This is a genomic window from Streptomyces sp. FH025 (assembly GCF_017427025.1).
Classification (GTDB): Bacteria; Actinomycetota; Actinomycetes; order Streptomycetales; family Streptomycetaceae; genus Kitasatospora.
Window position 1 is genome coordinate 1 of record NZ_JAFLNG010000011.1, and the last position, 26,879, is coordinate 26,879.

29 protein-coding genes and 3 pseudogenes are annotated in these 26,879 nt (G+C 71.5%); 16 read left to right on the forward strand and 16 right to left on the reverse strand.

From position 1 onward, the window contains the following. Positions 1 to 167: 167 nt before the first annotated feature. Both J0670_RS01490 and J0670_RS01495 read right to left on the reverse strand, forming a co-directional pair. Entirely contained in the window at positions 168 to 1,388 is a 1,221-nt protein-coding gene (locus J0670_RS01490) for a HAMP domain-containing sensor histidine kinase (protein WP_307806337.1), read from the reverse strand. Continuing rightward, a complete protein-coding gene (locus J0670_RS01495; RefSeq protein WP_207808805.1) occupies positions 1,385 to 2,050 on the reverse strand; it encodes a response regulator transcription factor in 666 nt (221 codons plus the stop codon). The genes J0670_RS01490 and J0670_RS01495 overlap by 4 nt, the downstream gene beginning before the upstream one ends. A 125-nt stretch (positions 2,051 to 2,175) precedes the next feature. Between J0670_RS01495 and J0670_RS01500 the strand changes: the two genes are divergently transcribed. The 4 genes from J0670_RS01500 to J0670_RS01515 are packed head-to-tail and all read left to right on the forward strand — an operon-like array spanning position 2,176 to position 5,672. Next, positions 2,176 to 2,673 (forward strand): hypothetical protein, encoded by a 498-nt coding sequence (locus J0670_RS01500; protein WP_207808806.1) that lies wholly within the window; start codon positions 2,176 to 2,178, stop codon positions 2,671 to 2,673. Continuing rightward, a complete protein-coding gene (locus J0670_RS01505; RefSeq protein ID WP_243436365.1) occupies positions 2,663 to 3,760 on the forward strand; it encodes a peptidoglycan-binding protein in 1,098 nt (365 codons plus the stop codon). Before J0670_RS01500 ends, J0670_RS01505 begins: the two co-directional genes overlap by 11 nt. Further along, positions 3,757 to 4,491, forward strand: coding sequence for an ABC transporter ATP-binding protein (locus J0670_RS01510; protein WP_207808808.1), 735 nt, complete (start codon positions 3,757 to 3,759; stop codon positions 4,489 to 4,491). Before J0670_RS01505 ends, J0670_RS01510 begins: the two co-directional genes overlap by 4 nt. Then, a complete protein-coding gene (locus J0670_RS01515; RefSeq protein ID WP_207808810.1) occupies positions 4,473 to 5,672 on the forward strand; it encodes an ABC transporter permease in 1,200 nt (399 codons plus the stop codon). Before J0670_RS01510 ends, J0670_RS01515 begins: the two co-directional genes overlap by 19 nt. A gap of 109 nt (positions 5,673 to 5,781) precedes the next feature. Here J0670_RS01515 and J0670_RS01520 read toward each other — a convergent pair whose 3' ends face one another. Continuing rightward, positions 5,782 to 7,233, reverse strand: a complete 1,452-nt coding sequence (locus J0670_RS01520; protein ID WP_207808811.1) for an MFS transporter — start codon at positions 7,231 to 7,233, stop codon at positions 5,782 to 5,784. 99 nt (positions 7,234 to 7,332) lie between these two features. Then, positions 7,333 to 7,704 (reverse strand): nuclear transport factor 2 family protein, encoded by a 372-nt coding sequence (locus tag J0670_RS01525; protein ID WP_207808813.1) that lies wholly within the window; start codon positions 7,702 to 7,704, stop codon positions 7,333 to 7,335. A gap of 120 nt (positions 7,705 to 7,824) precedes the next feature. Here J0670_RS01525 and J0670_RS01530 point away from each other — a divergent pair, with 120 nt between their 5' ends. Further along, complete coding sequence (locus J0670_RS01530; RefSeq protein ID WP_207808814.1) at positions 7,825 to 8,619, forward strand: helix-turn-helix domain-containing protein; 795 nt, start codon at positions 7,825 to 7,827, stop codon at positions 8,617 to 8,619. Positions 8,620 to 8,960: 341 nt separating this feature from the next. Here J0670_RS01530 and J0670_RS01535 read toward each other — a convergent pair whose 3' ends face one another. Further along, positions 8,961 to 9,518, reverse strand: a complete 558-nt coding sequence (locus J0670_RS01535; RefSeq protein WP_207808816.1) for a DUF3291 domain-containing protein — start codon at positions 9,516 to 9,518, stop codon at positions 8,961 to 8,963. 718 nt (positions 9,519 to 10,236) lie between these two features. Between J0670_RS01535 and J0670_RS01540 the strand changes: the two genes are divergently transcribed. From J0670_RS01540 to J0670_RS01565, 6 genes are all read left to right on the forward strand, one after another. Next, positions 10,237 to 11,406, forward strand: coding sequence for a protein-L-isoaspartate O-methyltransferase (locus J0670_RS01540; protein ID WP_243436366.1), 1,170 nt, complete (start codon positions 10,237 to 10,239; stop codon positions 11,404 to 11,406). A gap of 211 nt (positions 11,407 to 11,617) precedes the next feature. After that, the gene (locus J0670_RS01545; RefSeq protein ID WP_207808818.1) at positions 11,618 to 12,325 is read left to right on the forward strand and encodes a hypothetical protein; all 708 of its coding nucleotides are present in this window, start codon (positions 11,618 to 11,620) and stop codon (positions 12,323 to 12,325) included. Between the two features lie 645 nt (positions 12,326 to 12,970). Further along, positions 12,971 to 13,939 carry an LLM class F420-dependent oxidoreductase gene (locus tag J0670_RS01550; protein ID WP_207808819.1) on the forward strand — a complete coding sequence of 323 codons (969 nt, stop codon included), beginning with the start codon at positions 12,971 to 12,973 and terminating at the stop codon, positions 13,937 to 13,939. A gap of 197 nt (positions 13,940 to 14,136) precedes the next feature. Next, positions 14,137 to 14,478 (forward strand): hypothetical protein, encoded by a 342-nt coding sequence (locus J0670_RS01555; RefSeq protein ID WP_207808820.1) that lies wholly within the window; start codon positions 14,137 to 14,139, stop codon positions 14,476 to 14,478. 187 nt (positions 14,479 to 14,665) lie between these two features. Further along, entirely contained in the window at positions 14,666 to 14,914 is a 249-nt protein-coding gene (locus J0670_RS01560; RefSeq protein ID WP_243436367.1) for a hypothetical protein, read from the forward strand. Then, positions 14,911 to 15,453 (forward strand): DUF6328 family protein, encoded by a 543-nt coding sequence (locus tag J0670_RS01565; protein WP_207808822.1) that lies wholly within the window; start codon positions 14,911 to 14,913, stop codon positions 15,451 to 15,453. The genes J0670_RS01560 and J0670_RS01565 overlap by 4 nt, the downstream gene beginning before the upstream one ends. A 208-nt stretch (positions 15,454 to 15,661) precedes the next feature. On the opposite strand, the gene J0670_RS01570 is transcribed toward J0670_RS01565, so the two are convergent. The 4 genes and pseudogenes from J0670_RS01570 to J0670_RS40445 form a co-directional block, all read right to left on the reverse strand. Then, on the reverse strand, positions 15,662 to 16,561 hold the full coding sequence (locus J0670_RS01570) for an SDR family oxidoreductase (RefSeq protein WP_307806338.1): 900 nt from the start codon (positions 16,559 to 16,561) through the stop codon (positions 15,662 to 15,664). 550 nt (positions 16,562 to 17,111) lie between these two features. Further along, positions 17,112 to 17,672, reverse strand: coding sequence for a hemerythrin domain-containing protein (locus J0670_RS01575; RefSeq protein ID WP_207808823.1), 561 nt, complete (start codon positions 17,670 to 17,672; stop codon positions 17,112 to 17,114). 153 nt (positions 17,673 to 17,825) lie between these two features. Continuing rightward, positions 17,826 to 17,987 (reverse strand): YqaE/Pmp3 family membrane protein, encoded by a 162-nt coding sequence (locus J0670_RS38835; protein WP_243436374.1) that lies wholly within the window; start codon positions 17,985 to 17,987, stop codon positions 17,826 to 17,828. A 456-nt stretch (positions 17,988 to 18,443) separates the two neighbouring features. Continuing rightward, positions 18,444 to 18,791: pseudogene (locus tag J0670_RS40445) on the reverse strand (hypothetical protein); the annotation flags it as partial. Between J0670_RS40445 and J0670_RS01585 the strand changes: the two are divergent. After that, positions 18,717 to 18,890, forward strand: coding sequence for a hypothetical protein (locus tag J0670_RS01585; RefSeq protein WP_207808848.1), 174 nt, complete (start codon positions 18,717 to 18,719; stop codon positions 18,888 to 18,890). The pseudogene J0670_RS40445 and the gene J0670_RS01585 overlap by 75 nt on opposite strands. Here the strand turns inward: J0670_RS01585 and J0670_RS01590 are convergent. The 7 genes from J0670_RS01590 to J0670_RS01620 all read right to left on the reverse strand — a co-directional run bounded on the left by J0670_RS01590 (position 18,857) and on the right by J0670_RS01620 (position 24,840). Then, entirely contained in the window at positions 18,857 to 19,069 is a 213-nt protein-coding gene (locus J0670_RS01590) for a CDGSH iron-sulfur domain-containing protein (RefSeq protein ID WP_207808825.1), read from the reverse strand. The two genes, J0670_RS01585 and J0670_RS01590, sit on opposite strands and share 34 nt — an antisense overlap. After that, the gene (locus J0670_RS01595) at positions 19,056 to 19,682 is read right to left on the reverse strand and encodes a HemK2/MTQ2 family protein methyltransferase (protein WP_307806339.1); all 627 of its coding nucleotides are present in this window, start codon (positions 19,680 to 19,682) and stop codon (positions 19,056 to 19,058) included. The genes J0670_RS01590 and J0670_RS01595 overlap by 14 nt, the downstream gene beginning before the upstream one ends. A 61-nt stretch (positions 19,683 to 19,743) precedes the next feature. Beyond that, the gene (locus J0670_RS01600; protein WP_207808828.1) at positions 19,744 to 20,790 is read right to left on the reverse strand and encodes an iron-containing redox enzyme family protein; all 1,047 of its coding nucleotides are present in this window, start codon (positions 20,788 to 20,790) and stop codon (positions 19,744 to 19,746) included. Then, the gene (locus J0670_RS01605; protein WP_207808831.1) at positions 20,787 to 21,386 is read right to left on the reverse strand and encodes a dimethylarginine dimethylaminohydrolase family protein; all 600 of its coding nucleotides are present in this window, start codon (positions 21,384 to 21,386) and stop codon (positions 20,787 to 20,789) included. The genes J0670_RS01600 and J0670_RS01605 overlap by 4 nt, the downstream gene beginning before the upstream one ends. Before the next feature lie 125 nt (positions 21,387 to 21,511). Then, positions 21,512 to 23,623, reverse strand: a complete 2,112-nt coding sequence (locus tag J0670_RS01610) for a catalase (protein ID WP_207808832.1) — start codon at positions 23,621 to 23,623, stop codon at positions 21,512 to 21,514. 68 nt (positions 23,624 to 23,691) lie between these two features. Beyond that, the gene (locus tag J0670_RS01615; protein ID WP_207808834.1) at positions 23,692 to 23,859 is read right to left on the reverse strand and encodes a hydrophobic protein; all 168 of its coding nucleotides are present in this window, start codon (positions 23,857 to 23,859) and stop codon (positions 23,692 to 23,694) included. A 345-nt stretch (positions 23,860 to 24,204) separates the two neighbouring features. Further along, entirely contained in the window at positions 24,205 to 24,840 is a 636-nt protein-coding gene (locus J0670_RS01620; protein WP_207808835.1) for an HAD-IIIA family hydrolase, read from the reverse strand. A 147-nt stretch (positions 24,841 to 24,987) separates the two neighbouring features. Between J0670_RS01620 and J0670_RS40450 the strand changes: the two genes are divergently transcribed. The 4 genes and pseudogenes from J0670_RS40450 to J0670_RS40455 form a co-directional block, all read left to right on the forward strand. Continuing rightward, on the forward strand, positions 24,988 to 25,443 hold the full coding sequence (locus J0670_RS40450) for a DUF6296 family protein (RefSeq protein WP_374223049.1): 456 nt from the start codon (positions 24,988 to 24,990) through the stop codon (positions 25,441 to 25,443). Then, positions 25,440 to 26,011 (forward strand): annotated as a pseudogene (locus tag J0670_RS01625) (type 1 glutamine amidotransferase domain-containing protein). The gene J0670_RS40450 and the pseudogene J0670_RS01625 overlap by 4 nt, the downstream one beginning before the upstream one ends. A gap of 138 nt (positions 26,012 to 26,149) precedes the next feature. Then, a complete protein-coding gene (locus tag J0670_RS01630) occupies positions 26,150 to 26,722 on the forward strand; it encodes a hemerythrin domain-containing protein (protein ID WP_207808836.1) in 573 nt (190 codons plus the stop codon). A 97-nt stretch (positions 26,723 to 26,819) separates the two neighbouring features. After that, positions 26,820 to 26,864, forward strand: a pseudogene (locus J0670_RS40455) (hypothetical protein); the annotation flags it as partial. Positions 26,865 to 26,879: the final 15 nt, after the last annotated feature.

The following is a 26,879-nucleotide window of genomic DNA, read 5'->3' on the forward strand; positions in this document are numbered from 1 at the left end:
TTCACCGAACCCGACGGCACCTACACCATCGGCCACACCCAGGACATGCTCGTCATCCGCCGCGCCGCCGCCTGACGGCCCGGGGCGTCGTCACCCTTGAGCGCCGGACGTCGCAGCGCGACATGTACGGCGACAGGATCTTTCGGACACGCTCTCGTCCGTAGCGTTCATGACCGCGCTTCGGGGGTGGGGAAGGTGACGCGGACGGTCAGCCCGCCGCCGGGGTTCGCCTCGGCATGGATGTGGGCGTGGTGGGCGCGGGCGATCGAGGCGACGATGGACAGGCCCAGGCCTGCTCCCTCGCCCCGGGTGTGCCGGCGTTCTTCCAGACGGCGGAAGGGTTCGAAGAGGTAGGGGACGGTCTCCGGCGGCACGTGGGGGCCGCTATTGGTGACCTCCAGGGTCCGGCCGTGCGCGGTGACCACGACGTGGCCGTCGTCGTGGTTGTAGCGGACGGCGTTGCCGACGAGGTTGTGCACGAGGTGGGTCAGCAGCACAGGGTCGCCATGCGCCGTCACGGGTGTGGTCCGGACCCGGACGGTGATGCCGTGGTCGCGGGCCTGCTGCGACACGGCGTACTCGGCGGTCGCGGCACGGGCGAGCTCGTCCAGGGCGACCGGTTCGCGGTGATCCAGCCCCCGGTCGGAGACGGAGAGCAGCAGCAGGCCTTCGATGAGGCGTTCGCTGCTGTCGGCCACCTCGATGAGCTTGCGGCGGATGCGGGCGACGGCCTCCGGGTCGCGGGTGTCCAGTCCGATCTCCGCCGCCGCCCGTTGCACCGCGAGTGACGTGCGCAGTTCGTGCGCGGCATTGGCGGCGAAGCGCTTCTGGGCGCCGACGAGGTGTTCTATGCGGTCCAGCATGTCGTCGAAGGTGTCGGCGAGCTGCTTGAGCTCGCCCTCGGGGGCGTCGAGGGCGATGCGTTCGTGGAGGTTCTCCCCGGACAGCCGCCGGGCGGTACGGGTGATCACCCCGACCGGGCGGAGCACCCGCCCGGCCATCCACCAGGCCAGCACGACGGAGAGGACGGAGAAGACGGCCAGAGTGATCAGGGAGACCGTCAACAGCTCGCTCTGGGCGGCCTGTTCGGCGGCCTTGGTGAACGTTATGAGGGAGTCGGAGGCCGACTGGTCGCGGGGCACGCGGGTTGCCAGGGCGGATCCGGTGAAAGTGGCGGAAGTGTCGGGGAGATGGCCGGGCTCCAGTTCCGCGGGTGCCACGGCCGTGACGATCGTCATGTACAGGCCCCGGCCCACGAGGAAGTTGATCAGCCCGGTGAGAATGGCCCCGGCCAGCACCAGCAGCCCGCCGTAGAGCGCGGTGAGACGGCCGCGTTCCCCGCCGGGGAGCCGGATGCGCGGTATGCGGGGTGCCGAGGCCCGGTTCACGCGGGGCCGCCGATGCGGTAGCCGTGGCCGGGCACGGTGTCGATGACCGTCGGATCGCCGAGCTTGGCACGGAGCTTGCTGAGGGTGACCCGGACGGCGTTGGTCCGGTAGCCGGTATTCTCCTCCCAGACCTGTTCGATCAGGTCGTCGCCGCTGACGACGGCGCCCTCGGCACGCATCAGCACCTCCAGCACCCCGAATTCCTTACGGGAGAGCGCGAGGTAGCGGCCGTCCCGGAAAGCCTGCCGGCGGGGCGTGTCCACGGTGATGCCAGCCCGTTCGATCACGGGCGGCAGAGCGGGTCGGGCGCGGCGGCCCAGGGCCAGGACGCGGGCGAGCAGTTCCTCGTAGGCGAAGGGCTTCGAGAGGTAGTCGTCCGCGCCCAGGCCGAGACCTTCGACGCGCTCGCTGACGGAACCGGCGGCGGTGAGCATCAGCACCCGGGTCAACAGACGCTCTTCGACGACGTGTCGGCACACCTCGTCGCCGTGCGGGCCGGGCAGGTCGCGGTCGAGGACGAGCACGTCGTAGTCGCCCAGGCGAAGCCGGTCCAGGGCCTCCCAGCCGTCGTACGCGACGTCGACGGCGAGGGCGTCGCGCCGTAGTCCCTCGGCGATCATGTCCGCCAGGAATTCCTCGTCCTCCACGATCAGTACACGCATGACATCCATTTATACCTGAGGGCGGCATTTCGCCGGTGTAAACGTCCTTGTTGAGAGAAACGAAATACGGGCCTGTGCCAGCCTTCGTGTCGTCGGCCATTGGTCTTGGATACGGAGGAATTTCCATGTGGAACGCCAGGTACGGCATGGCGGCCGCGTTCATCGCGGGAATGGCGCTGTTCGCTGTCGGCTGCACCGGGAGTGGTGCGGATTCCGGCAGGGGCGGCACGGCACAGGCCTCGGGCGCGTCCGGTGGGGGAGCGAAGGAGGAGGACGGCTACAAGTACCGTCAGTGCCTGCGTGACAACGGTGTGGATGTCGAGGAGCCGAAGGAGGGTCAGGCCGCGGGCGTCAAGGTGGACGACGAGAAGAAATTCAAGAAAGCGCAGGAGGCCTGCAAGGACCTTCCCGGTGCCGGCAGGGAAATGTCTCAGGACGAGCAGGAGAAAGCCCTCGATCAGGCCGTCAAGATGGCGCAGTGCATGCGTGAACACGGTGTCGACGTTCCGGACCCGCAGCTGCGGGACGGCAGGCTGACCTCGACGGTGGGCGGCGGCGCCGATGTGAGCAGGGAGACGATGGAGAAGGCCCAGAAGGCGTGCAGTGATCAGCATGGGCAGTGACCGCGGACGCCGCCCGGGGCGGCGGTACGTGATCGCCTCGCTGGTCGTGACGGGAGCGCTGGTGAGCGGGGTGGCGGCCGTGTCGGCCAGCGGTGACGACGCCAAGGGCCGACAGCAGCGCACGGACGGCCTGCCGCACAAGACCGACACGGTCAAGCGCCAGGACCTGAGCAACCACACCCGGGTGGACGGCACCCTCGGCTACTCCGAGGAGCGCAAACTCAACGGCGGAACGCAGGGCACCCTCACCTGGCTCCCGGACACCGGCGCGGTGATCAAGCGGAACGAGGCGCTCTACGAGGTCGACGGCGGCAAGGTCTGGCTGTTGTACGGCGAGCGGCCCGTGTACCGGACGCTGAAGGCGGGGGACAAGGGGCCGGACGTCCGGCAGCTGAAGCAGAACCTCCGCGACCTCGGCTACGGGGCGGGCCTGACGGTGAACGACGAGTTCACCTCCGGTACGGCGGAGGCACTCAAGCGCTGGCAGAAGTCCCACGGCCTGAAGCAGACCGGTGAGACGGGCCCGGACCAGATCGCCTTCGCGCCGAGCTCGGTGCGGGTCAAGAAGAAGGAGGCGGCCGTCGGCGACCGGACCGGCCCCGACCGCCCGGCGCTGACCGTCACCGGTGCCGAGCGCGAGGTGCGGATCAAGATCGACGTCTCCGACGCCGATCTCGCCGAGCCCGGCACCCCTGTGGAGATCACCCTCCCGGGTGGCGACCGGGCCAAGGGGAAGGTCTCCTCGGTCGACCACAGCGCCGGTTCGGACGACGACAAGGACCGGGGCGGCGGGCAGCAGTCCGCCAAGATCACCGCACGGGTGACCTTCGACGATCCGTCGCAGGTCAAGGGCATCGACCAGGCCCCGGTCACCGTCGAGCTCAAGGGCGAGACGCACGAGAACGTGCTGACCGTCCCGGTCAACGCGCTGCTCGCCCTGCCCGCAGGCGGCTTCGGCGTCCAGGTCGTGGAAGACGGCGGGGCCCGCGAGGTTCCCGTCAAGCTCGGCTTGTTCGGACAGGGAAGGGTCGAGGTCAGCGGATCCGACCTCAAGGACGGCATGAAGGTCGGAGTGCCCAAGACATGACCACCGTCGCCAACACCGTCGTCGAACTGGACCAGGTCACCAAGGAATACCCGGGCGGGGTCGCGGCGCTGCGCGGGGTGGACCTGCGCATCGAGCGCCGGGAACTGCTCGCCATCGTCGGTCCGTCCGGGTCGGGCAAATCCACCCTCCTGCACATCGTCGGCACCCTGGACCGCCCCACCGCCGGCACCGTCACCATCGCGGGCCACGACGTCGCGGCCCTCTCCGACCGCCGGCTGTCCGCGCTGCGGGCCCGGCACATCGGCTTCGTCTTCCAGTCCTTCCACCTCGTGGCAGGGGTCAGCGCGCAGGACAACGTCGCCGAAGGCCTGCTCTACTCGGGCCTCACGCGGGCCGAGCGCCGCAAGCGTGCGGCCACGGCACTGGAGCGGGTCGGGCTCGGGGACCGGATGCACCACCGCCCGCACGAACTGTCCGGCGGACAGCGACAGCGGGTGGCCATCGCGAGGGCGGTGGTGGGCGAACCGGACCTGCTGCTGGCGGACGAGCCCACCGGAGCCCTGGACTCCGCCTCCGGCGAAGCCGTCATGCAGCTGCTGCACGACCTCAACGCCGACGGCGCCACCATCGCGGTGATCACCCACGACAACGAGATCGCCGACGCCCTGCCGCGCCAGGTACGCGTCCGCGACGGCCAGGTCGTGGAGGACACCCACACCGCACCGCCGGAGCCGACGGAGAGCGAGGAACCGTGCCAAGCGATCGGCTGACCCCTGCCCGTCTCGGACCCCGTGACGTCCTGCACGTCGGCTCGGCGGGCCTGCGCTCCCGGCCGACCCGCATCGTGCTGTCCGCACTGGGCATCGCCATCGGCATCGCCACCATGATCGCAGTGGTCGGCATCTCCGCCTCCAGCAAGGCCCAACTGCTCCAGCAGCTCGACAAGCTGGGAACCAACCTGCTGAAGGTCGCCCCCGGCGAGGACATGTTCAGCGGGCAGACGGCCAAGCTGCCCAAGGAGGCACCCGGCATGATCGGCCGCGTCCCCGGCGTCGAACACGTCGGTGCCACCGGCGACCTGGAACCCACGGTCAGGCGCAGCGAGAAGATCCCCAGGAGTGACACCGGTGGCCTCGCCGTGAAGGCCGCCGGCGAGGATCTGCTGAAGGCCCTGCGCGGCACGATCAGTGTCGGCACGTGGCTCAACGACGCGAACGGACGGTACCCCTCGGTGGTGCTCGGGAGCGTCGCGGCCGAACGCCTGGGCATCACCGCACCCGGTCAGCAAGTCCTCATCGGCAACCAGTACTTCACGACCATCGGCATCCTGGACCCGATGCCGTTGGCACCCGAGATCGAACGGGCCGCGCTCGTGGGCTGGGAGGCCGCGACCACACTCCTGGGCTTCGACGGTCACCCCACCCAGATCTACGAACGCTCCACCGACGCCTCCGTCGAAGAGGTCCGCAAGCTGCTGGCGCGCACCGCCGACCCGCAGAACCCGCAGAACGTCAAGGTCTCCAACCCGTCCGCGGCCCTCCAGGCCAAGGTCGCCACCGAGGGCGCGTTCGACAGCCTCCTGCTCGGGCTGGGCGGCGTGGCACTGCTGGTCGGTGGCGTCGGGGTCGCCAACACCATGATCATCTCGGTTCTGGAGCGACGCCACGAGATCGGTCTGCGCCGCTCCCTGGGCGCCACCCGCGGCCAGATCCGCATCCAGTTCGTGACCGAGTCGCTGCTGCTCTCCGGGCTCGGAGGCCTGACCGGCGTGGTGCTGGGCTCGGCGGCCACCTACGTGTTCGCCGCCTCGGGCGGCATGCCCTGGGTGATCCCCCCGTGGGCGGTCGGCGGCGGCTTCGCCGCCACGCTGCTCATCGGCTCGGTGGCCGGACTGTACCCGGCGGTCCGCGCCGCCCGCCTCTCACCGACACTCGCCCTCCAGGCGGGGTAGGGGCCGTCAGCGCCATGGGCGGTGTGTGCGCACACGCGCACACACCGCCCATGGCGGGCCCGGGGGCGGTCCTCCAGGGCCCTGCGGGCCCGGCTGACCGGTCGCGCCCTCACCGCCCGGCGCGCGGCCGCATGAACCGGATGATCAAGCTGGAGGCGAGGCAGAAGGCCACCAGGGGAATCAGGCCCATGCCGAGGGCGTGTGGATAGTCACCCGGCGCGGGCGAGCCGCCGAGGGCCGGGTAGAAGACGGTGCCGACGACGGCCACGCCGATCGCGACCGCGCCTTCCTGCACGGTGTTGGCCACGCCGGAGGCCGCCGCGGCGTGCTCCGGGGCAGCACCCGCGAGGACACCGCCGGTCAGCGGACCGGTGGTCATGCCCATCCCGATCCCGGCGACGAGCAGCGGAACGACGATCCACAGGACGGACCGGTCGGTGCCGATCTTCGCGACGCTCAGCGCGGTCAGGACGTAGCCGGCGGCCACGGTCAGCGGCCCCGCGGAGTACAGCCGGTGGCCCAGACGCGTCGCCAGCTTCACGGACGGCAACGACGCGCCGAAGTACCCGGCGCCGAGCGTGAGGAAGACCAGCCCGGCCTCGGCCGGCGACAGACCCCTGCCCTCCTGCAGGTAGAGCGCGAGCACGAAGAAGAACGAACCCATGGCGAGGAAGTACGCCAGCATGCCGACGAGTCCGACCGAGAACGTACGGCTGCGGAACAGCGTCAGGTCGAGCAGGGGGCTGCGGCCTTGCCGGGAGCGCTGGTGCGCGACGAAGGCGGCGGCCAGCGGCACCGAGGCCGCGAGCAGCAGCCAGGTCCACAGCGGCCAGTCGCGTTCCTGCCCTTCCACCAGGGGCAGCACGATCGCCACCATGGTCGCCGTCGCGAGGACCGCGCCGACCAGGTCGAGTCCGCCGCCCTCGGCGTTGCGGGACTCGGGGATCAGGCGCGGGGTCAGGATCAGCGCCACGATGCCGATCGGCAGGTTGATCAGGAAGATGGTCCGCCAGGTCAGGCCCGCGACGTCCACGGAGATCAGGGCACCGCCGATCACCTGGCCGAAGACTCCGGCGAAGCCGATGACCTGGCCGTAGACGACGAAGGCACGGGCCCGGGCGGCCCCGGTGTAGACGACGGCGAGGATGCCGAGGACCTGCGGCACCATGGCGGCGGCGGACGCGCCCTGCACCACGCGGAAGGCGGCCAGCGTCTCGGCGTTCTGCGCCAGGGCGCACAGCCCGGAGGCGAGCGTGAACCCGGCGAGGCCCAGCGCGAACATCCGGCGCCTGCCGTAGAGGTCACCCAGGCGGCCACCGGTGATCATCCCGGCGGTGAAGGCCACGCCGTAGCCGACGACGACCAGCTGCGACTGGGCCGAGGAGGCGTGCAGGTCCGTCCGGATCGAGGGGATGGCGACGTTGGTGACGAAGTAGTCGAGGATGGTGAGGAAGGTGCCCGCCATCACGATGGCCAGGGTGTTCCATCCCGTATCGGTCGTGGCGACCGCGGGAGCGTCCGCCTCCTCGGCCGCGTCCTTCGTCCCGGGTTCCGTACTCATCGCGGTGCTCCTTGAGGAGGTGGGGTGTGAGGTGCGCAGGCCGTGTACCGGGCGGACGCGCCGCCGCGATCCGCCCGGTACACGGTCCTCCTGGTGCGCTCAGGCGCCCGCGGGCACCTTGTCGAGGAAGCCGTAGACGCTCTTGACCTTCCCGGCCGCGTCGGTCACCAGGACGTCGAAGCCGATGACGACGTTCTCGCCGCCGCCGGAGGGCACCAGCTCCCACCGGAAGCGCGTGATGTCGTGATGGGAGTCGGCCTCGCCGAGCACCTTGAAGTCCAGGCCCTTGAACATGTCACGGGCGCCGGCGATGACGGCGCCGATGCCCTCGTGCCCCGCCACCTCGGCCAGCGGGTCGGTGTACGTGGCGTCCGCAGTGAACAGTTCGGAGATCGCCGCAGCGCGCTTGCCGTCGTCCGCCTCGTTCCAGATGGCGATGTAACGACCGGCCAGGTCGGTCAGATCACTCACGGGTTGCTCCTTGGTCGTTCTTGATCGGCTGATGTCCGAAATCCTGGCCCGGGCCGGTCGTCCGGTCCATGACCTCACAGGTCATGGCACCCCGGACACGGCCCCCCTAGACTCGCGGACATGAGCGTTGCGGTCGAAGCCCCTCCGGTCGAAGCCCCACCCGTCGGGGCACTGCTGCGGACCTGGCGTGAACGGCGCCGGTTCAGCCAGCAGGAACTGTCCAACCGGTCACGGGTCTCCACCCGGCACCTCAGCCGGGTGGAAACCGGCAGGGCGCACCCGACGGCGGAGATGCTCATGCGCCTCTCCGACAACCTGGACGTGCCGCTGCGCGACCGCAACCGGCTCCTGCTCGCCGCCGGCTACGCACCGCGCTATCAGGACCACCAGTTGGACGACGCGTCGATCGCGGTGGTGATGGATGGTCTACGCCGACTCCTCGACGCCCATCTGCCCTACCCCGCACTGTTGTTGGACGATCACTGGGACATCGTCGACGCCAATGCCGCCGTGGAGCAGCTGTTGGTCGGCTGCGCGCCGGAACTGCTGGAGCCGCCGGTCAACGTGATCCGGGTCTGTCTGCATCCGGACGGGCTGGCCGGCCGGATCGTCAATCTCCGGGAGTGGGGCAGCCATCTGCTGCAGCAGGTGAGCCACCGTGCCGAGCGCACCCATGACCAGCGCCACTACGAGCTCGCCGCAGAGATCGCCGGATACCTCGACACGTCCGAAGCCGCCGCCCCCTTCACGGGACCGGTGATCACCCTCGAAGTCGATGTGGACGGCACCCCGCTCCGGTTCTTCAGCACCGCCGCCACCCTCAGCACCGCCACGGACGCCGCCCTGGAAGGGCTCCACCTGGAGACGTTCCTGCCGGCCGACGACGAGACCCGACGCCGGTTCGATCAGGGGTAGGCACGGAAGCGGCGGCGATGGGGTGGCCCGGCGTGAACCGGCGACCTGCCGGAGCCCGAACAGCCCACGCCCGTTGAGGAATTGATCGATTCGAGGGCTTGGCCGCCACGGCGGCGGGCCGGTCCGCCCGGCTGCCGCCGGCGTCGCCCTGACGAGGAGCAGCGTGATCACCAAGCCCACGGTGGACGTCGTGGTCCTGACGATGAACGACCGGCAGCGCGAGTTCCAGGCTGGGCGGGCCTGTGGTGTCAGTGCGACCAGTAGGGGGCGTCGGCGTCGGGCAGCGCCTCCCGGCACAGGTTCACCGCGTGCAGGGTGCGGTCCCGCTCGGCGTGGCCCTGTCAGCGGACCTGGTCGCTCTTCGGCCCGGTGCCTTTGATCCTGGTCGGAGTTCCGTCCGGGGCGAACGAGTGGTGGAAGGTGAAGGCGTGCGGCGCGGGGTCGTGGTCGTGGAGGTGTTCCAGCCTGGAGACCCCGTCCTGCCAGGTGGGTATCACGCCGTCGGAGACCCACCAGAACACGTAGAGCGGGTGTGCTGTCCTCTCGAACCAGTCGTAACGCCTGTTCAGCGCCTCACGGTGCGGACCGCTGTAGATGGCGTCGAAGGCGGAGTGCGGGTCGGTCCAGAGTGAGAGGGTCGCGGCCAGGGCGGTGGTGTCCGCCGTACGGCCCTTGTCGTACCAGGCCGGTACCGCGAACTCTCCCCAGGCACCCCACTCCAAGTCGAAGTGCGCGCCCCGGGCGCCGTCCGCCGCTTCGGCATGACCGAGGTATCCGGGGTGCCGGCTGATCGTTCGGTAGACGGCCTGGCCGCTGTCGTGGAGTTCGCGCGTGAGAGGTGCGGGATCGGCGAGAGGTGACTTCAGGACGCCGAAGGTATACAGCGCAAGACGGGGCATGCGTCTCTCTCCTTGGTCGGGGGTGCCCGGTGTGGATCCGGTTCGGTGGCTTGCACACGGGGGGCGAGGGTTCGTGGGGCGTGACCGACTCATCCCGTCGCGGGTGGCTCAGCCGGAAGCAACTCCTGTGCGACCGTGGGCGATCGCCGGAGACCAGGTGAAGGTAGCCGCTTCTGCGGGCCATGTCGAAGTTGCGTTTTCCCTGTCCAGATGGCCTCTTGCACCGGTCGTTGCGGGGGCTGGGCGGTGACGGGCGGGGCAGGCTGCGGCGCCCCGGCGCCGCAGCTCTGGCCGGCCCCGAGTTCGGACACGAGCCGCGTCAATCAGCGCTGCGTAGGGAGTCGGCCCAACCGACTTCCTACGCAGCAGAAAAAATGCATCTGCCCCGCCGACGGCAGGGGCGGACCTCGGCTGGTGGGGCACGCTCCGTCACCCGGTCTTCCTCGCCCGATCCAGCCTCAGCCGGGGGTCACGCTGAAGCTCCAGCACCTGCTGCGCGCCTCCCGCACGCCCCACACGCCCTCTGCCGTCCGGTGCCGGGGCGGGCAATGATGGGCGGTCGATTGCGTCCCTGTCTGCGACCGAAGGGAAACACCGCATGGGCAAGCACGAGAAGCCGGCCCCTGACCCCGGGACGGGAACCCCGCCGCCCGGCAACAAGGACGGGCAGGTCCCGCCTCCGCCGCCGGGCACCGGCACGCGACGGAAGTAGACCGCGATGACGGGCGGCGAGGACCTGGCGGGGCGCCGGACGCGCCTGGACGCGGCGATGGAGCGGGAAGGAGCGTGGCCGGCCGGTTCGCCGTGGGTGCGTGAGGCCGTCGCGGCCCTGCCGCGGGACCTGTTCGCGCCGGAGCGGTTGTGGCGGTGGGACGGCCGGGCCTACGTGCCGCTCGACCGGGCGGCGGATCAACAGGGCTGGGCGGACGAACTGTTCGCCGGCGGCATCCACGACGCGGCCGTCACCCAGCTGGAGGGCGGCCTTCCCTCCTCGTCGCTGTCCGCGCCGTCCGTGGTGGCCGACATGCTGGACAGCCTGCGCCTGGAACCCGGCCACCGGGTGTGGGACATCGGCACCGGCCAGGGCTGGACCGCAGCGCTGGCCGCGTGGCGGGCCGGCCCCGGCCTGGTGGTCTCCAGCGAGGTGGACGAGGACCTGGCCGCCCTCGCCCGTCGGCGTCTTGCGGTCGCCGGCCTCACGGTCGAGGTGGTGACCGGCAACGCGACCGGTGGCGGGGTGCCCGGCGGCAGCCCGGTCGACCGGATCCACGCCACCTACGCGGTGGAGGCCCTCCCGTGGGCGTGGGTGGACGCGGTGCGGCCGGGCGGTCGGATCGTCTACCCCTGGGGCCTGCTGGGTCACGTCGCCCTCACGGTCGCCGACGACGGCAAGAGCGCGACCGGCTGGGTGCAGGGCCTCGCTCAGTTCATGGCCGACCGCACCGGCCCCGCCCCGACACCCACCGGCCACGCCGCGTACACCGCGGTGCGCGGCACGGCCGATCCGGACACGGAGCGGGTGCTCAAGCGCGACCTGAGCCCGCTGGAGAGCGACTGGGACCTGCGGTTCGCACTGCGCGTGGCCGTACCGGACACGACGCTGCTCACCGGCCGGGACGACGACGGCGTCAACGCCTGGATCCACGACGGTGATCGGTCGTGGGCCGCGTTCACCGCGCGTGGTGACGGCTCGGTGCTGCTCTTCCAGGGCGGGCCGCGCCGCATCGGTGACGAGGTGATGAGCGCCTGGTCCCGGTGGGAGGAACTCGGCCGCCCGGACCGGTACGACTACGGCGTCACCGTCACCCCTGACTCCCAGTGGGCGTGGCAGGGCAGCCCGGACGGCCCGCGCTGGCCGATCGCACAACCGGCACCGGCCCGTTCCTGACCGGCAGGTGCGGCGGGCCGGGGCGGCACGAACTCGCCCCGGCCCGCGGCGTCCGCGATCAGCCCAGGTGCTCGCCGATGTACTCGGTGATCCGGCCGCCTTCGCATGAGGCCGGATCTGAGTATCCGTGCTCAGGCCTGCCGGGCTGCTCCCTCGTAGCCTCGTGATCACGGCCGGCGGGAAGATCGGCACTGACACGGGGACGATGCTGATGGAGACCGGCAACCACACCAAGGGCCGCCGGAAGCTGGTCGTCCCGGGCGTCCTGGGCGTCCTGGGCGTGCTCCTGCTCCTCCTGGGCATGCTCCTTCTTCACCTGGTCCGCACGGTCGCGACCGAGGCGTGGCGCTTCGAGCACGGCCGCGGCCCGATCGCCCGGCACGACAAGCCCGGGACGGACGCCGGGCAGGCCCGGGACAGCATCCAGAGCGCCCTCGAGGGCGCCGTCGGCGCCATCACTCCGCAGGTTGCGCACTCCGACGGCTGGTACTACGTCGTCCGCGCCGAGGCCCACTGGGACGGCGAGCCGCGACCGACCTCCACCGTCTACCGCACGTGGTCGCTCCAGGCCCGGATCGACCGGTCCAAATACCAGGCCCTCGCCGACCAACTCGCCCAGTACTGGAGGGCGCACGGCTACAACGTGGGCCCGTTCCAGAACTCCGCCGGCGCCAACACCGGCACCTTCCTCACCGACGAGCGCCATATCTCCGCCACCTCACCCGACGGCGTCCTCATCACCCTGGAGATGGACACCCCGGGCGTGAGTCTGGAGGCCTCCCTGGACGGCGTCCAGTACGCGGGCACCGAGGTGTACGGAGAGAACCCCGCCCGGCCGGGCCGCGGCCCGGACTTCTACTCGCAGCAGCTGATGGTGGCGCCCCCGACCGCGGACGACCCGTACTGGTCGCACGGCTGACGGTCCGCCCGCCCCGGGCCGGCCACAGGGGGCCCTGATCCTGTTGGGGTGTCAGTTCCCACTCCATCCGAAGCGAGGCGAGTTGAACTCCACCCACGACCACAGGCATCGGCGAAGTGCCTGGGCCAGCGCGGTCATCGCGTGGCCCACGCGATCCGGCGGCGCCGGCCTCACTGCGGCTGGCCGGGCCAGTCACCAGCCGGCCGGTGGCGGTGCGGCATGACCGGCGGCGATAGGAACGGCCGTCGGCGTCGAAGGAGGACCGCGGCGGCAACTGGCAACTCCCCGAGAACTCGCGTAGCCGAAAGGACCGACGGGAACACGGGGCAGGCCGCATAGGGAAGCGTGGCGTCGAAGCGGAGCTCGGCATCGACCGGGACGTCGGGCAGCGGACTTTCGGAAAACGTGACGGGCAGGGGGCAGCGGACTTCTGTAAATCCGATCACCTCCCCGACACGCACCGACCCGGACAGGCCGGTGCGTGCCAGCAGCGCCTATCCCGGCGTCCACTTACTAGCCAGTAAGCCCGATATCTGCACAACTCCCCCGCATTCGAAGCACGTTGCCATCAGCGCGAAATGCGTGCCCGGCTCGACTTGAGGTGTCCGCGTGCGTCAGGTGCTGTGATCTGGGCACACGCGGGCCATGGTGAGAATCGGATACACGATGATGACCGAGCAGCGTGGCCCGCGCGATCTGGTCGCGGACGTGGTGCGCGCGGAGCGGGTCGGCTTCGACTTCGCGGTGATCTCGGACCACTCCTTCCCCTGGCTGGACGAGCAGGGCCACGCCCCCTACGCCTGGGCGGTGCTCGGCGCTGCCGCGCAGGCCACCTCCCGCATCCCACTGATGACCTACGTCACCTGTCCGACCTTCCGCTACCACCCCGTGGTGGTCGCGCAGAAGGCCGTCACGGTGCAGTTACTGTCCGAGGGCCGGTTCCGGCTCGGTCTGGGCAGCGGTGAGAACCTCAACGAGCACGTGGTCGGGCGCGGCTGGCCCACGGTGGCGGTGCGCCAAGCGATGCTCGACGAGGCCGTGCGGATCATCCGAGTGCTGTTCGAGGGCGGGTACGTGACTCGTCACGGCCGGTTCTTCGATGTCGAGGGTGCCCGGTTGTGGGATCTTCCCGACCGGCCACCACCGATCGGAATCGCCGTCTCGGGGCCGGACTCCTGCGAACTGGCGGGCCGGCTGGCCGACCTGGTGATCGCCGTGGAGCCCGACCCGGCCCTGGTCACGATGTTCGCCGAGCATGGCGGGGCTGGGAAACCGGCGGTGGGCCAGCTGCCGGTTTGCTGGGACACCGACCGGGACGCCGCCGTGCGACGGGCCCACGAGCAGTTCCGCTGGTTCGGCGGAGGCTGGAAGGTCAACGCCGACCTGCCAGGAACCGCGGGCTTCGCCGCCGCGAGCCGCTTCGTGCGCCCCGGCGACGTCGCGGAAGCCATCCCCTGCGGTGACCGGGTCGAGGACTTCGTCGACGCGGTCCGGCCGTTCGCCGACGCCGGGTTCGGCGAGGTCGCCCTCGTCCAGGTCGGAGGCGACAGCCAGCCGCCCTTCCTCGACTGGGCCGAGACCACTCTGCTGCCGGCTCTGCGAGCAGCGTTGTGATCCTGGCCCGACCCGGCGGGCGGTGCTGCTCCGCCACCGGCCAGCTGCGGAAGAAGCGTCGGCGGACCTGGAGCCACGGCTTTCGCCGGGCTCGGTTCACTCGATCGCCGACGTGCGACAAGGCGGTGGCCCGCAGAGCCGCCGTCTGGCTGGCCCGCCCGGCGGCGGGCTGCCTCAGGTGGACGTAGGTTGCGGGCATGACCAGTGACGAGACGACCGTCCCGGCCGTGGGAGTGCGCCCACTGGACGAGGTCTTCGACGCGATCGCGACCGCCAACCGACGACCGCAACCGTGGACCGGGTTCGACCATGGCGTCCTGGAGGCCTACCGGTGGGCCGTCGGCGCCCAGGTCGCAGCACCGGTCACCGCCACCGCCCTCGGTGCCGCCGGGCCGTGTCGGGCGCAGCTGCTGGCCGAGTGCCAAGCCGCTGCGGTCCGCGTGCGCGACGCCCTGGAGGCAGGTGCGGACGGCGCGGGCGCCCTCGGCGCCTACCAGGCCCTGGCGTGGCTGTGCGGCCACCACGACGACCGTCCCTGAACGCCACCGACCCTGCAGAGGTGCTGACGTCGTGCCCAGCCCGAGCAAACCACTCCGGTGGAGGGGCCGGCGCTCCCGGCCCGACCTTCCGGCCTTTGGGCCCGATGGTGTGGAGGACGCCAGCAGGCGCTTCCTCGTCTACGGGGGTTCTGCCCCTGTGGTTCGCCCCGGCGGTCGCGGATGGGCCATGCACCGGCGCACCAGGATCGAGGACACCAGCGGGCTGCGCGAGTCCCTCATCCAGGTCCGCTCCCTCCTGCGCGGCGGCGACTCCCGCCGCAGCTGGTGCCTGCACGCCAAGGCCCGCCCACTGCCCGCTGGCTACCTGACCGGCTTCGCCGCCGCGGTCGGCGCCTCCATCGCGCTGCCCTACGGCGAGGAACTCCTGCGCTGCGCACGCGCCCAGGCAGCCCGTCGCCCAGGGGGAATCCGTTGACGACGAACGACGGCGCAGCGGGCCGGGACGAGACCCCGCAGGAACGGGCCGACCGCTTGTGGACGGACATGCTCCAGGAAGTGCGGGTGTGCCAGACCGGCGCACAGATCCTCTTCGGCTTCCTCATCGGCGTCGCCTTCACCCCCCGCTTCGCCGCCCTGCCCGACTTCGACAAGAACCTCTACACCGCCACCATGATCCTCGGCGCCGTCGCCACCGGCGCGCTCGTCGCACCCGTGGCCTTCCACCGCCTCCTCGCCGGCCACGACATGAAACTCGAACTCGTCCACGTCGCCGGCCACCTCATCGCCACCGGACTCATCACTCTGGCTCTGACCATCGCCGCCGCCCTGCTGCTCCTGCTGCGCACCGCTACGGGCAGCCCGGCCGCTGCGTGGATCATCAGCTCCATCGTCCTGCTGTGGTTCACCACGAGCTGGCTCGTTCTGCCACAGGTCGTGCTGCGGCGGACAGCAGCGCGCCAGGCCACCACGGGCCGGAACGGCGAGACGTGCGGCAGGGACTGGCCCCCGCGATGACGGCTCCGTGATCGGGTGGGCGGTCAAGGACGGGGGAACCCCGCCCTGGTCGATGGCCGCCGCGACCGGGATGTAGCCCCGCCTGCCCAGAAGGCTGTTGAGGCAGCAAGACCTACCCCTTACGACTCCCTCCAGGGAAGCCGTTTGGCGGCGGCACGAAAAGCGCCGCTTCGTGGCCCCCGCGATACTTTGCGGGAGTACCTGCGCGCTAGGGCAGCGGGGTGCCGCCGGTGGCGTTGAGGATCTCGCCGGTGATGTACGACGCCTCGGGCGAGGCGAGGAACACGTAGGCGGGGGCCATCTCGGCGGGCTGGGCGGGGCGGCCGAGCGGGGACTGCTCGCCGAAGTGCGCGACTTTCTCCTGGTCCATGGTCGCGGGGATCAGCGGAGTCCACACCGGCCCCGGCGCCACCGCGTTGACCCGGATCCCCTCGGGTGCGAGCTGCTGGGCCAGGCCCTGGGTGAACGCGACGATCGCCGCCTTCGTCATCGCGTAGTCCAGCAGGTGGGGACTCGGCTTGTACGCCTGCACGGAAGCGCTGTTGATCACGGCCGCGCCGGGGCGCAGATGGTGGAGCGCCGCCTTGGTGAGCCAGAACATGCCGTAGAGGTTGGTGCGCATGACCCGGTCGAACTGGCCTGTGGTGATTGCGGTGAGCCCGTCGGGCTGGGACATCTGGTAGGCGGCGTTGTTGACGAGGATGTCCAGGCCGCCGAGCTCGGTGACGCACCGCTCGGGCAGGTGCTTGCAGAAGTTCTCGTCCCGCAGGTCGCCGGCGACGGGCAGGGCGCGCCGTCCGGCCTGGGCGATCAGGGCGGCGGTGGTGTCGGCATCGGCGCGTTCCTCGGGAAGGTGGCAGAACGCGATGTCGGCGCCCTCGCGGGCGAACGCGAGGGCGACGGCCCGCCCGATTCCGGAGTCGCCGCCGGTGATCAGCGCGAACTTGCCAGTCAGGCGGCCCGAGCCGCTGTAGGAGGTCTCGCCGTGGTCCGGCCGGGGCTCCATGTGCTCCCCGCTGCCGGGGTGCGGCTGGCTCTGTTCGGGCAGCGGAGGGCGCGGGTACTGTTGGGCCGGGTTCCGCTGGGCGTCCTGATCGGCGCTCGTCACCACGTCGTCCTCCTCGCTGGCGGACGCGTGCCACTGGCGTGGCTCGGCGGCACCCGCCGCACCGCCGAGTCTGCCCGCCCAGGGATAGCGCAGTGGGGCGCACCGCAGGCCCGGAAGACCCGCTCACCCGGCTGGCGGACAGCACGGGCCGCCGCGCGGGTCACGCCGCGTCGGCGCCGTTCACCCTCAAGTGCTCCAGGAGCCGGCTGCGGTGCGGGGCGGCGACGGGTTCGAGGAGATCGGGGTGGCGCAGCAGGGCGGCGGACTGGGTGTCGCGGGTGGCCCGGGTCGGTCAGGCGTCGCAGGTCGCCGGTGGCGCTGTAGCGCTCGGTCGCGGCGAGCGCCCGCTGGGCGCGCGCGGCCAGGACAGGATCGGCGAGCAGGCACGCGGCCCAGCTGGCGACAGTCTCGTCCACCTAGCTGCGCCAGGCGGTGTCATCGGGGTGGGGGGCGTTGCCGGTGAGCCAGTCAAGGCGGTCGGCTCCGCCGGGGCCGAGCAGTACGGACCGGCCCCAGTCTCGAAACGACCTGCCCCAGGGGTGCGGTGGGGTCAGGACTTTCCGCGGCCGGTGACGAAGTCGCGGGCCCGGTCGACCAGACCGACCCCCGGAGCGAGCAGCTTGCTGGCCATCGGGGAGTCGGGAGCGGCGGGGTGCGGGCGGGTCGGTGCTATGGACTTCGCCCGGCGGATCTTGTCCCCGAGCTCGTTCAGTTGCTCCGCGGTACAGGCCCGGCGCAGCATCGGGAACAGGTTGTTCTCCTCGTCCTGAACGTGGGCGGCGACCTCGTCCATGAGCTGCTGGAGCAGCGGGCTCATCCGCGGGTCGTCCGTGCGCACCTGCTCCAGCTTCTTGAGGATCTCCTCGCCCCGGCCGTGGTCAGCGATCTCCTTGTCCGCGAGCCGGTCGCCGCCCTGGAGGTGCTCGCGCACCGCCGGGTAGAGGTACTGCTCCTCGGCCACCGAGTGGCGCACCAGCTCGATGGTGACCTCGTCGACCGCGTCGCGCAGCTGCTGGCCGCCGCCGGTCATGGCCTGGATCCGGGCGAACAGCTCCTCCACCTCGCGGTGGTCGGTCATCAGTTCGTCGATCGCGTTTCCGCCGTGCCCCATTGTCGCCTCCACGTATTTCGCGGGCGGGTGTGTCCCGCCCAGCCGGAAGGGGTCCCCGCGCACCGGGCCTGGCCCCGGCACCGAAGCGGTCTGCCACCTGATCGGATGGCGGTCGATCGGCCCCGGTGCCCGGAAGGCCCGAAGCGGGCGTGGTCAGTCCTGGACGACCTGGTAGATGCCGTAGATGACACCGGGTACGTGGCCGCAGAGCTGGAGCAGGAAGGCCCACAACACTTTCATGCTCGGGCCGTCCTTGATGAGCACCGCCAGCCACGGCAGGACCAGGCAGAGCAGTACGAGCAGAACCTTCACCATGATCGCTCCTCGATCCCCGGGAATCCGCGTCGCCGGGATCAGTTCGGGCTGATCCGGCCGTGCCGGGCGCCGCTGGTCGATCCGCCGTGCTCGATGTAGTCCTTGAACCGGTCCAGGCCGCCAGCGTCGACACACGCCAGTGCGGCTGCCCGCTCCCAGACCGGGCAAACCGCCGCCCGCGCGGCAAGCCCGGTTGAGGCCGAGGGAGCACCAGCAGTTCGAGCTGGCCGAATGCGCTACAGCGTGCGTCGGGTCGCGGAACGCGGGTACACGCCCGGGCGCAGCGCCCCTGGCTCGATCGCCGCGCAGTCCTGAGGCGCCGGACATTGTTGGAAAGGAGCCTGTCGTCAGCGTCCGCAAGAGCGGTGAACACGGTGCCCCCGGTCGGCTGTCCTGCGGCTGCGCCCTGGCCACCCCGGTGGTGGCCAGGGCGTAGGTGCTGCTCATCAGCCGCCATACACCGCCCGCCATCTGCCGGGCCACCTCGGCATCCACGGCGCCGCGTCGCTCCAGCAGCGCACGGGGATGCCGAGGAGGACTGCGGTGACGGCGGTGTACCTCTTTCGGGTACGTTTGCGTGTGCGGCACCGGTCGGTGGGCAAGCGCGGGCCCTGTCACTGGCGTCGGCGGTCGACACCGCGCTCGACCGAACCGTGGCGCTCGGGTACGGCACGCCTGGCTGGCGGGTGCGGCGGCACGTGCCGGGCCGGCCGGCCGACCCACCACGGGATGGACGGCAAGGTCGTGCTGGTTACCGGCGCCGCTTCCGGCATCGGTCTCGCCGCTGCGGCGGGCTTCTGCCATCGCCAGTACGGCCAGCGTCTTTCCGCCGGCGACCTGCGGTCCCAGCGCTCTGCGAGGCTGCCCGCTCAGTCGTCTGCTGTTTCGTTCCTGGTGCGGTGAGTGGTGTCGCAGAACGGGTAGTGGCGACTGCGGCGGCATGTGCACAGCGCGATCACCGGGCGGTCGGCCCGCACGCTCCGGCCATCCGGGAGCACGATCTCGACCGGCCCGTCGACCAGCACCGGGCCGCTGCCGGTCAGCCGCAACCGGGTGACCGGGCGCTCATCACGGCCTGACACCGCGCACCACCACCAAGATCTCCGACCGCTCGCCGGGAGCGATCAGCCCGCGCTCCTCGAACCAGGCCGCCCGCTGCGACATGACCGGCCCGAACGGCTGCGTCGTGGCCGCCACCACGCCGGCCTGCAGCCCGAACCGGTGCAGCGCTGCGACAGTGGCCGCCGGGTCCGCCAAGGAGGACTGCACGATCAGCAGGACACCACCGGCGGTCAGCAGCTGCGGCGCCTGCCGGCAGATCCGGTCGAGCAGCAGCCGCCCGGTCGGCCCGGCCTCCCAGGCCCGCGCGATACCGCACCGTGGCGCATCGCTACGGGCCGAGGGCACATAGGGCGGGTTGGAGACGATGAACTCGAAACGGCGGCAGGCGACCGGAGACGTCAGATCACCACGGCGAAGCGTGAGGTGCAGATGTCGCAGTCGAGCGTTCACCCAGGCAGTGGCCAGTGCGAGCCGCGACAGATCCACGGCGGTCACCGCCGCGCCGAGCTCGGCGCCAGCCAGGGCCACCGCACCACTGCCGGTGCCGAGGTCCAGGAGCCGCGCTCCGGGCTCCGGCCGTTCGCGGCGCAGCGCCCCGATGAGGAGCGAGGTGTCGCCCTGTGCGGGGTACACACCAGGAGGTTGGAGGAGAAGCATGGTGTGGCGCCCAGTTCGTGTGCTTGACCCTTGGCCCTCAGGTCTTCGCCCTGGGCGCGTCGGTCAGGGGTGTGCGGAGAGAGCTCCGGCCGTGGCGCCAGCGGCTGAGCACGTGGGCGCCGAATCGTGCCTCCACGGCGGTGGTGGCGGCGATGCCGAAGGCGATGTCGGGGCCGAACGAGGGGTCGTCCTCGACCAGGGGCGTGATCACGGTGCGGCGGACGAGCTGTTCGTGGACGGCGTCGGCCAGCACGTGCTCGCGGTAGAACTGGGTGCCCGCCGGGGAGGCCCCCAGGCGCTCCAGTGCGGCGGCGAGCCGGGCGGCGCCGGGCGGTGAGGTGATCTCCACCGTCGCGAACTGGCCTACCAGCGCGCCGCGCAGCGAGCGGTGCAGGCCGAACAGCGACATCAGGTTGACCACCGCCAGCGCGGGCGCGGGGACGGCGTCGAGGTAGCGCCCGTAGCCGGGATCCAGACCAAGGTCGGCCATCATCTCGGCGAACAACTGGGCGTGGGCCCGTTCGGGGCGGCCAGCGCCGTACTCGTCGTACTGCACGGTGACCAGCGCCGCCTTGGCCGGGTTCGGCAGGCGAGGCACCACCCACATCTGCGGGTCGGCCTCCTTGAGGTGGTAGAGCGAGCGGTGCGCCAGGTACTCGCGCGCCTGCCAGCGCTCCCCGCGGTCGAGCAGGTGGTGGGAGGGTCCGGTGCCGCCCGTGTCGTCGGCCAGCAGGCCGGCCAGGGCCCGGGCCAGGGATAGCGGTTCGCCGGTCGCCTGCCGCACGGCGGTGAGGAACGCGTGCTCCAGCGCGGACCGCACGGCTAGCTGCCCGGGGTGCCACTCCCAGTCGGGGTCGACCCCGGCGAAGCCCTGGTAGTGCAGCTCGTAGCAGGTGTAGAGGGCCAGTTGGAGGTCCTCGCCCCACGGGTCCCCCACAGCGGTATGCGAGAGCGTCGCGACCGGGTCCGCAGCGGCACGCAGCGCGGCCAAGAGCGTGGCGCTGATCGGTCCGCGCGGGCCGGGCAGGGCCGGCGCCGCACTGTCGGCGGCCCGTTCCGCGGCAGTGCGGGTCGGCGCGGTCACGTCCGCTCCTGATGAGCGGGGTGCAGTTCCAGTAGGCAGCACTTCGGCCCGCCGCCGGCTTTCAGCAGCTCGGCCAGGCGCACCCCGATGGGGACGAGGCCGTCCGCGTGCGGCTCCGCCGCGAGATCAGGGTCGGCGTCGGTCAGCAGGACATGGCGGCCGTCGCTGATCGCGTTGAGGCCGAGCACGGAGGCGTCCTCGTCGGTGGCCAGGACCGCCCGGGGGAAGAGCGTGTGCGGGGTGTGGTTGCTTTCGGGGGTGAAGGCGGCCGGGTAGTGCATGATCTGGTCGTCGCTCAAGATGGCCAGTGCCATGTCCTGGTGGTAGAGGTGCGGGTCGGTCAGAGTGAGGCTGGTGACCGGTCGGCCGAAGGCCGTCTCCGCCTCGCGGTGGGCGGCCGCGCTGGTCCGCAGGCCCGAGCCTGCCAGAACCCGGCCGCCGATCGGCATGAAGTCTTCCTGGGCCTCGTTCCACGGGTGGAAGTGGTCGGAGATCGCCAGCCGGGTGAAGCCGGCCCGCTCCGCCAGCCGGGCCTGCTCGACCAGTCGGGCGGGGGTGAACTCCTCGCAGGACAGGAAGTAGCTGAACTCGGTCATAACAGCCTCGGTTCGTCGGTCGGCGCCGGCTGGCCTTTCGTGGAAGCGGCTTACCGGACCGGAGACGGCGAAACCTCGGGTCGTGGGGCTGCGCCGCCTCCGGGGTCGGCTGGTGGTAGGGCGTCTCAGCGGGCCGGGAAGCGGTGGTGCTCGACCAGCCCGGCGAACTCCTCCCAGAACGACGGGTCGACCGGGACGCCGGGAGAGTGGACCGTGACGCCCGCCGGCGGGGACGAGGCGCCGAAGCCGGCTGCCCGGGCGAGTTCGGCGCCCGTCCCCAGGACCGCGATCGGCTTGCCGTGCCGCAGTGCCTCCGTCAGGAAACGCACCGCGTCCGGGTCGGAGGGCAGCGTCTCCTCGGTGCCGCCCGGGAGCACCAGCGCGTCGTAGAGGACCGAGGCGGTAGTGGGCAGGGAGCGGTCCACCGGTAGGTGTTCGCCGTCGGCTGCCAGGACGTGGCCGTCGAGCGCGGCGAGCGTCTCCACCACGGCCCCCCATGCGCCCAGGCGGTCGTGCGCGGCCCGTACCTGGCTCCCGTCCACTCCTGGGGCGGTCAGCACCGCGACCTTGCGGGTGCGGATGCCGGGGGCGCGCAGGTTCTCCTGGCTCAGTGCGGGGGAGACCCGCGGCTTCCCGCCCGCCGACCCCGACTCGTCCCCGGTACCTGGCTCCGGCTCGGGGACGCCGACGCGCCGGGCGACCTCCGAGGCCAGCCCGAGGGACACGTGCACCAGGTTGCCCACCATCCGGCGCCGCACTTCCCGCTCCCGCACCTTTCCCAGCTCGAAGGCGAAGGCCTCGACGATGTGCCGCTGCTCCCAGTCGGCCATGCTGCGCCAGAACAGTACGGCCTGGCTGTAGTGATCGGCGAAGCTGGGGCTGCGGCGGCGGATCGCCGTGCCGTCGATCTGCTCCTGGTAGTGCTCGAAGACGCCTTCGGGCACCCGTCCGCCGCCCAGGGCGGCCGGGCAGCCGCCGCCGAGGGAGTTCGGCGCGTAGCTGGTGCCCGGGTGGACGCCCTGCTGGCCGTAGCCGTCGCGCTGGTTGTTGCGGACCTCGGCCAGCGGCCGGTTGACGGGAAGCTGAGCGAAGTTGGGGCCGCCGAGCCGGATCAGCTGGGTGTCCAGGTAGGAGAAGTTGCGGCCCTGGAGCAGAGGGTCGTTGGTGAAGTCGATCCCGGGGACGACGTTGGCGGTGTGGAAGGCGACCTGCTCGGTCTCGGCGAAGAAGTTCTGCGGGTTGCGGTCCAGCACCATCCGCCCGACCGGCCGGACCGGCACGAGCTCCTCCGGTACCAGTTTGGTCGGGTCCAGCAGGTCGAAGGGGAACGTGAACTCGTCCCGCTCCGGGATCAGTTGGACACCGAGCTCGTACTCGGGGAAGTCGCCGCCGGCGATTGCCTCCCACAGGTCGCGGCGGTGGAAGTCCGGGTCGCGGCCCGCCGTGAGCTGGGCCTCGTCCCAGACCTGCGAGCAGACACCGAGCAGTGGCCGCCAGTGGAACTTGACGAAGGTGCCGCGCCCCTCGGCGTCGACCAGACGGAAGGTGTGCACGCCGAAGCCCTGCATCATGCGGTAGCTGCGGGGGATGGCGCGGTCCGACATCAGCCACATCAGCATGTGGGTGGACTCGGGCTGGAGGGAGCAGAAGTCCCAGAAGGTGTCGTGCGCGGAGGCGCCGGTGGGGATCTCGTTCGGTGGCTCCGGTTTCACCGCGTGAACGAAGTCCGGGAACTTGACCGCATCCTGGATGAAGAACACCGGCATGTTGTTCCCGACCAGGTCGTAGTTGCCGTGCCGGGTGTAGAACTTGGTGGCGAAGCCGCGGACGTCGCGGACGGTGTCGGCGGAGCCGCGCGGGCCCTGGACGGTCGAGAAGCGGACGAACACGGGGGTGTGGCGGTGCGCCTCCTGGAGGAAGTCGGCGCAGGTGAAGTCGGCGAGGGACTCGTACGGTTCGAAGAAGCCGTAAGCGCCCGCGCCGCGGGCGTGCACCACGCGTTCCGGGATGCGCTCGTGGTCGAAGCGGGTGAGTTTCTCGCGCAGGTGGAAATCCTCCAGCAGGGTGGGGCCACGGTCGCCGACGGTGAGGGAGTTGTCGGTGTCGTCGACGCGCACGCCCTGGTCGGTGGTGAGCGGTCCGTCCGGGGCGGGAGCGCGGAACGCGTCGAGCGCGGCGTCCTTGGCGTCCCGGGCGGTGTGCGGACGGTTCTCGGGGGTTCCGGTGTTCCTGGGCATCGTGCGTTCTCCGTCCTGGAGTCGGGGCTGGGCCGGGCTGGTTGGACGGGCCGGAGGATGTGGCCGGGTCACCACCGGTACCACTGCCGCTCGCCGACGCCACCGCCCGCCGTGAACACGAAGCCCAGGAGCCACACCACCAGGACGGGGAGTGCGATCCACCACAGGGCGTGAACGGTGAAGCCCGCGCGGCCGAGGATGAGTGCGAGCTGCGGGATAAGGACGGGGACGAGCATGGCGATCTGCCTCCGACGCGTGAGCGGGCTCTCGGCGACCCGCGTGTGCCCCTTCGAGCCCCGTCCACACGTGGTCCCGGGCCGGGAGCGGCGCGTGTCCTCCGGGCCGGTTCCGGTGTGACGGTTGTGCGGACCTCGGCGGGCAGACGCGCGGCATGGAGGACAAGGACGGCCGCCCCGGTGGCCATTCCGGAACCCCGGGACGCACCGAGCGTCTGCCCCCGGATCGGTGCCGTCAACCGGCCCGGGCATTCGACGGGGGCGCCCGTCCCGGGGTGCCGCGTTCTAGACGTCGTACGTTCCCCGTCCCGGGGCCAGGAGCGGGGCGACGGCCACGGCGGGTGTTCATGGCCGTAGGAGGAGCTCGGCGGCCTGCACCGGATCCCCGGCGGTCCGGTGGGTCGTGAGAGTGCAGGGCGGGTAGCCGGTCTCGGCGGTCCGTTCGCGGATGCGGATCGGGTGAGCGCCGGCGGCGAGAGCGGCGTCGGCTACGGCATCGGTGGAGCAGATCACGGTGACCCGAGCCGAGGGGACGCCGAGCGCCCGGGAGGCCGCCGTCACCAGCGTGGGGGTTGGCATCCGGCATCCGCAACCGTCGTATGGACCGTGCGGACAGACGGCCCAGACGTCGAGCGGGCCCAACAGTGCTTCGGCCCGGGCCTGGACGGTTTCCACCTGGGCGCGCCGGAGCAGGCCGCGGGCGACGCCCGGCTGGTTGCTCACCACCCCGAGCGCGAAGCCGGCCGCGCGCAGCGCCGCGAGGGCGGCGCGGATGCCCACTGTCGGGTGGACCATGGCGGGGTCGCCGTTACAGGACACGTCCTGCAGGAGCGTCCCGTCCCGGCCGAACAGCACGGCGCCCATCGGCGCGCCGACGACGGCGCGGCGGGGCCGGGTGGTCAGCCAGGGGCCCGACCGATCGCGAGGGGCGGACGGCCGGGGTTGCGGGACGGTCGGTACGGGTTCTGCGAGGTATGCCATGCTCCTGCGGGTTGCCCGCAGTACGGGGCGTCAAACGGGTGCTGGAATCCGCCGCCTCCTGGAGATCACCGGCACCGACGACGTATTCACCATCCGTGACAGCGTCCACGCGGCCCTCCACGACGGCCACCGACAGCCGGGACGACCATGAACACCGCGTCACGCTACGCAGTCACCCTTCCCGGCGTCCCCGGTGGTCACGCCCCGCCGGAAGTCATCATCGTCCACGCCAGCGGCGAAACCACCCGAGACGGCCGACCGGTGTTCGCCGACTCCGCCGGCACCCTCCGCGTCGAAATCACGGGCGAAGCCGCCCGCCCGCTTGCCACCCCGCGGGCCCCGGCCGGCATACCTGCCTGCACGCCCAGCCCCTGCCCTGACCATCGGAGGACCCGAAAACGAGCCGGGCCCTCCAGGGCTGCGGCCTGTCAGGGGTCTCGCCCGGAGGACCCGGGACAACACCCCCCCGGCGGCCTCGACGGCCCGGGCCCTGCCGGATCAGGAGCCGCCGTTCCGGCATGGCCCGGGGCCCGATGGGTACCCGCCGAGCCGGGGTACTCGTACGCGTACCCGAGGAATCCCGCGGACCAGGAGGAGACATGACCCAGCACGGCAAGGTCCTGGTGATCGTGACGAACTACGGCGTCGAACAGGACGAATTGCTCGTTCCCGTGCGGCACCTGCGCGAGAACGGCTTCCACGTCGACGTCGCCGCCCCGGAACCGGAGGGGATAGGCACCCTGGTCAGGGACAAGGAACCCGGCGAGACAGTGGCCCCGACGCTCACCCTCGACGAGGTCGACGCCGCCGGCTACGACCTGCTGCTCATCCCGGGCGGCACCATCAACGCGGACACCCTCAGGCTCCACCAAGCGGCCGTCGACACGGTCCTCGCCTTCACCACCGCCGGACGGCCGGTCGCCGCCATCTGCCACGGTCCCTGGCTGCTGGCCGAAGCGGGCGTGGCCTACGGCAAGCGGCTCACGTCCTACCCGTCGCTGCGCACCGACCTGGCCACGCCGGCGCCACGTGGGCCGACGAACCACTGGTCACGGACGACGCCAACGACTGGCGGCTGGTGACATCACGCAGCCCGGACGACCTCGAACACTTCCTGCTGGGCATCGACGCCGCGCTGCGCACCCGGGCGGGGACGGCCGACGCGCGCTGAGTCACGGACGACCGTTTGGCTCCGGAGCTCCCGGGGACACGCAGGGGCGGCGGAAACCCGCCACGGAGACGGGCCTTCACCGCATCGGCGGCGGGTCGGCCGCCGTACCCGGCAAGGACACAGAACGGAGCATCCGCCGTGCACCACGACGAAGACCTGCTGGAACAGCTGACCGCCGACCACCGATCCGTGCTGGTCCACTTCAGCGAACTCAGCGGCATCCCCAGCAGGGACCCGCAGCGCAAGGAGCTGGCCGACCTCGTGACCGACCAACTGGTCCGCCACACCCAGGCCGAAGAGGAACACCTCTATCCGCTCGCCCGCGACCGGCTGGCCGACGGGCCGGCCGTGGTGGAACGCGAACTCGCCGACCACCGAGCGGTGGAGGCGCTGCTGGAGGAACTCCGCCCGACCCACGTCACCTCGCCCCGCTTCGACCGGCTCGTCGCCCGGCTCGCCGAGGAGGTCACGCGGCACGCCGGCGACGAGGAAGCGCGGCTCTTCCCGGCCGTACGGGCGGTGGCGAGCGAGGCCGAACTGCGCGACCTCGCGGCCAGAGCCCGGGAGACCAAGGAAGCCTCGACCGGTCGGCCCCGCCACCAGCCGCCCAGCGAACGCCCGGCGGACCGCCTACCGCCCCCCGAGCGCTCGGCCGCCGAGCGGATGCGGGACTTCCTGACCCCAGGCGGACCGGCCCCGAGCAGCTCCTGAATTCCCTGTCGTGGACAGATGACCCGCCTGACGACCTGGCTGGCGCCGCGTTCGGCACGGGCGCGGCTTCCTCTACCACGACGCGACGGGCACGGCACTGCGCGGCCACGATGCCCAGTCCCGCCTCAAGGGCCTGGCCATCCCCCGGCGTGGACGG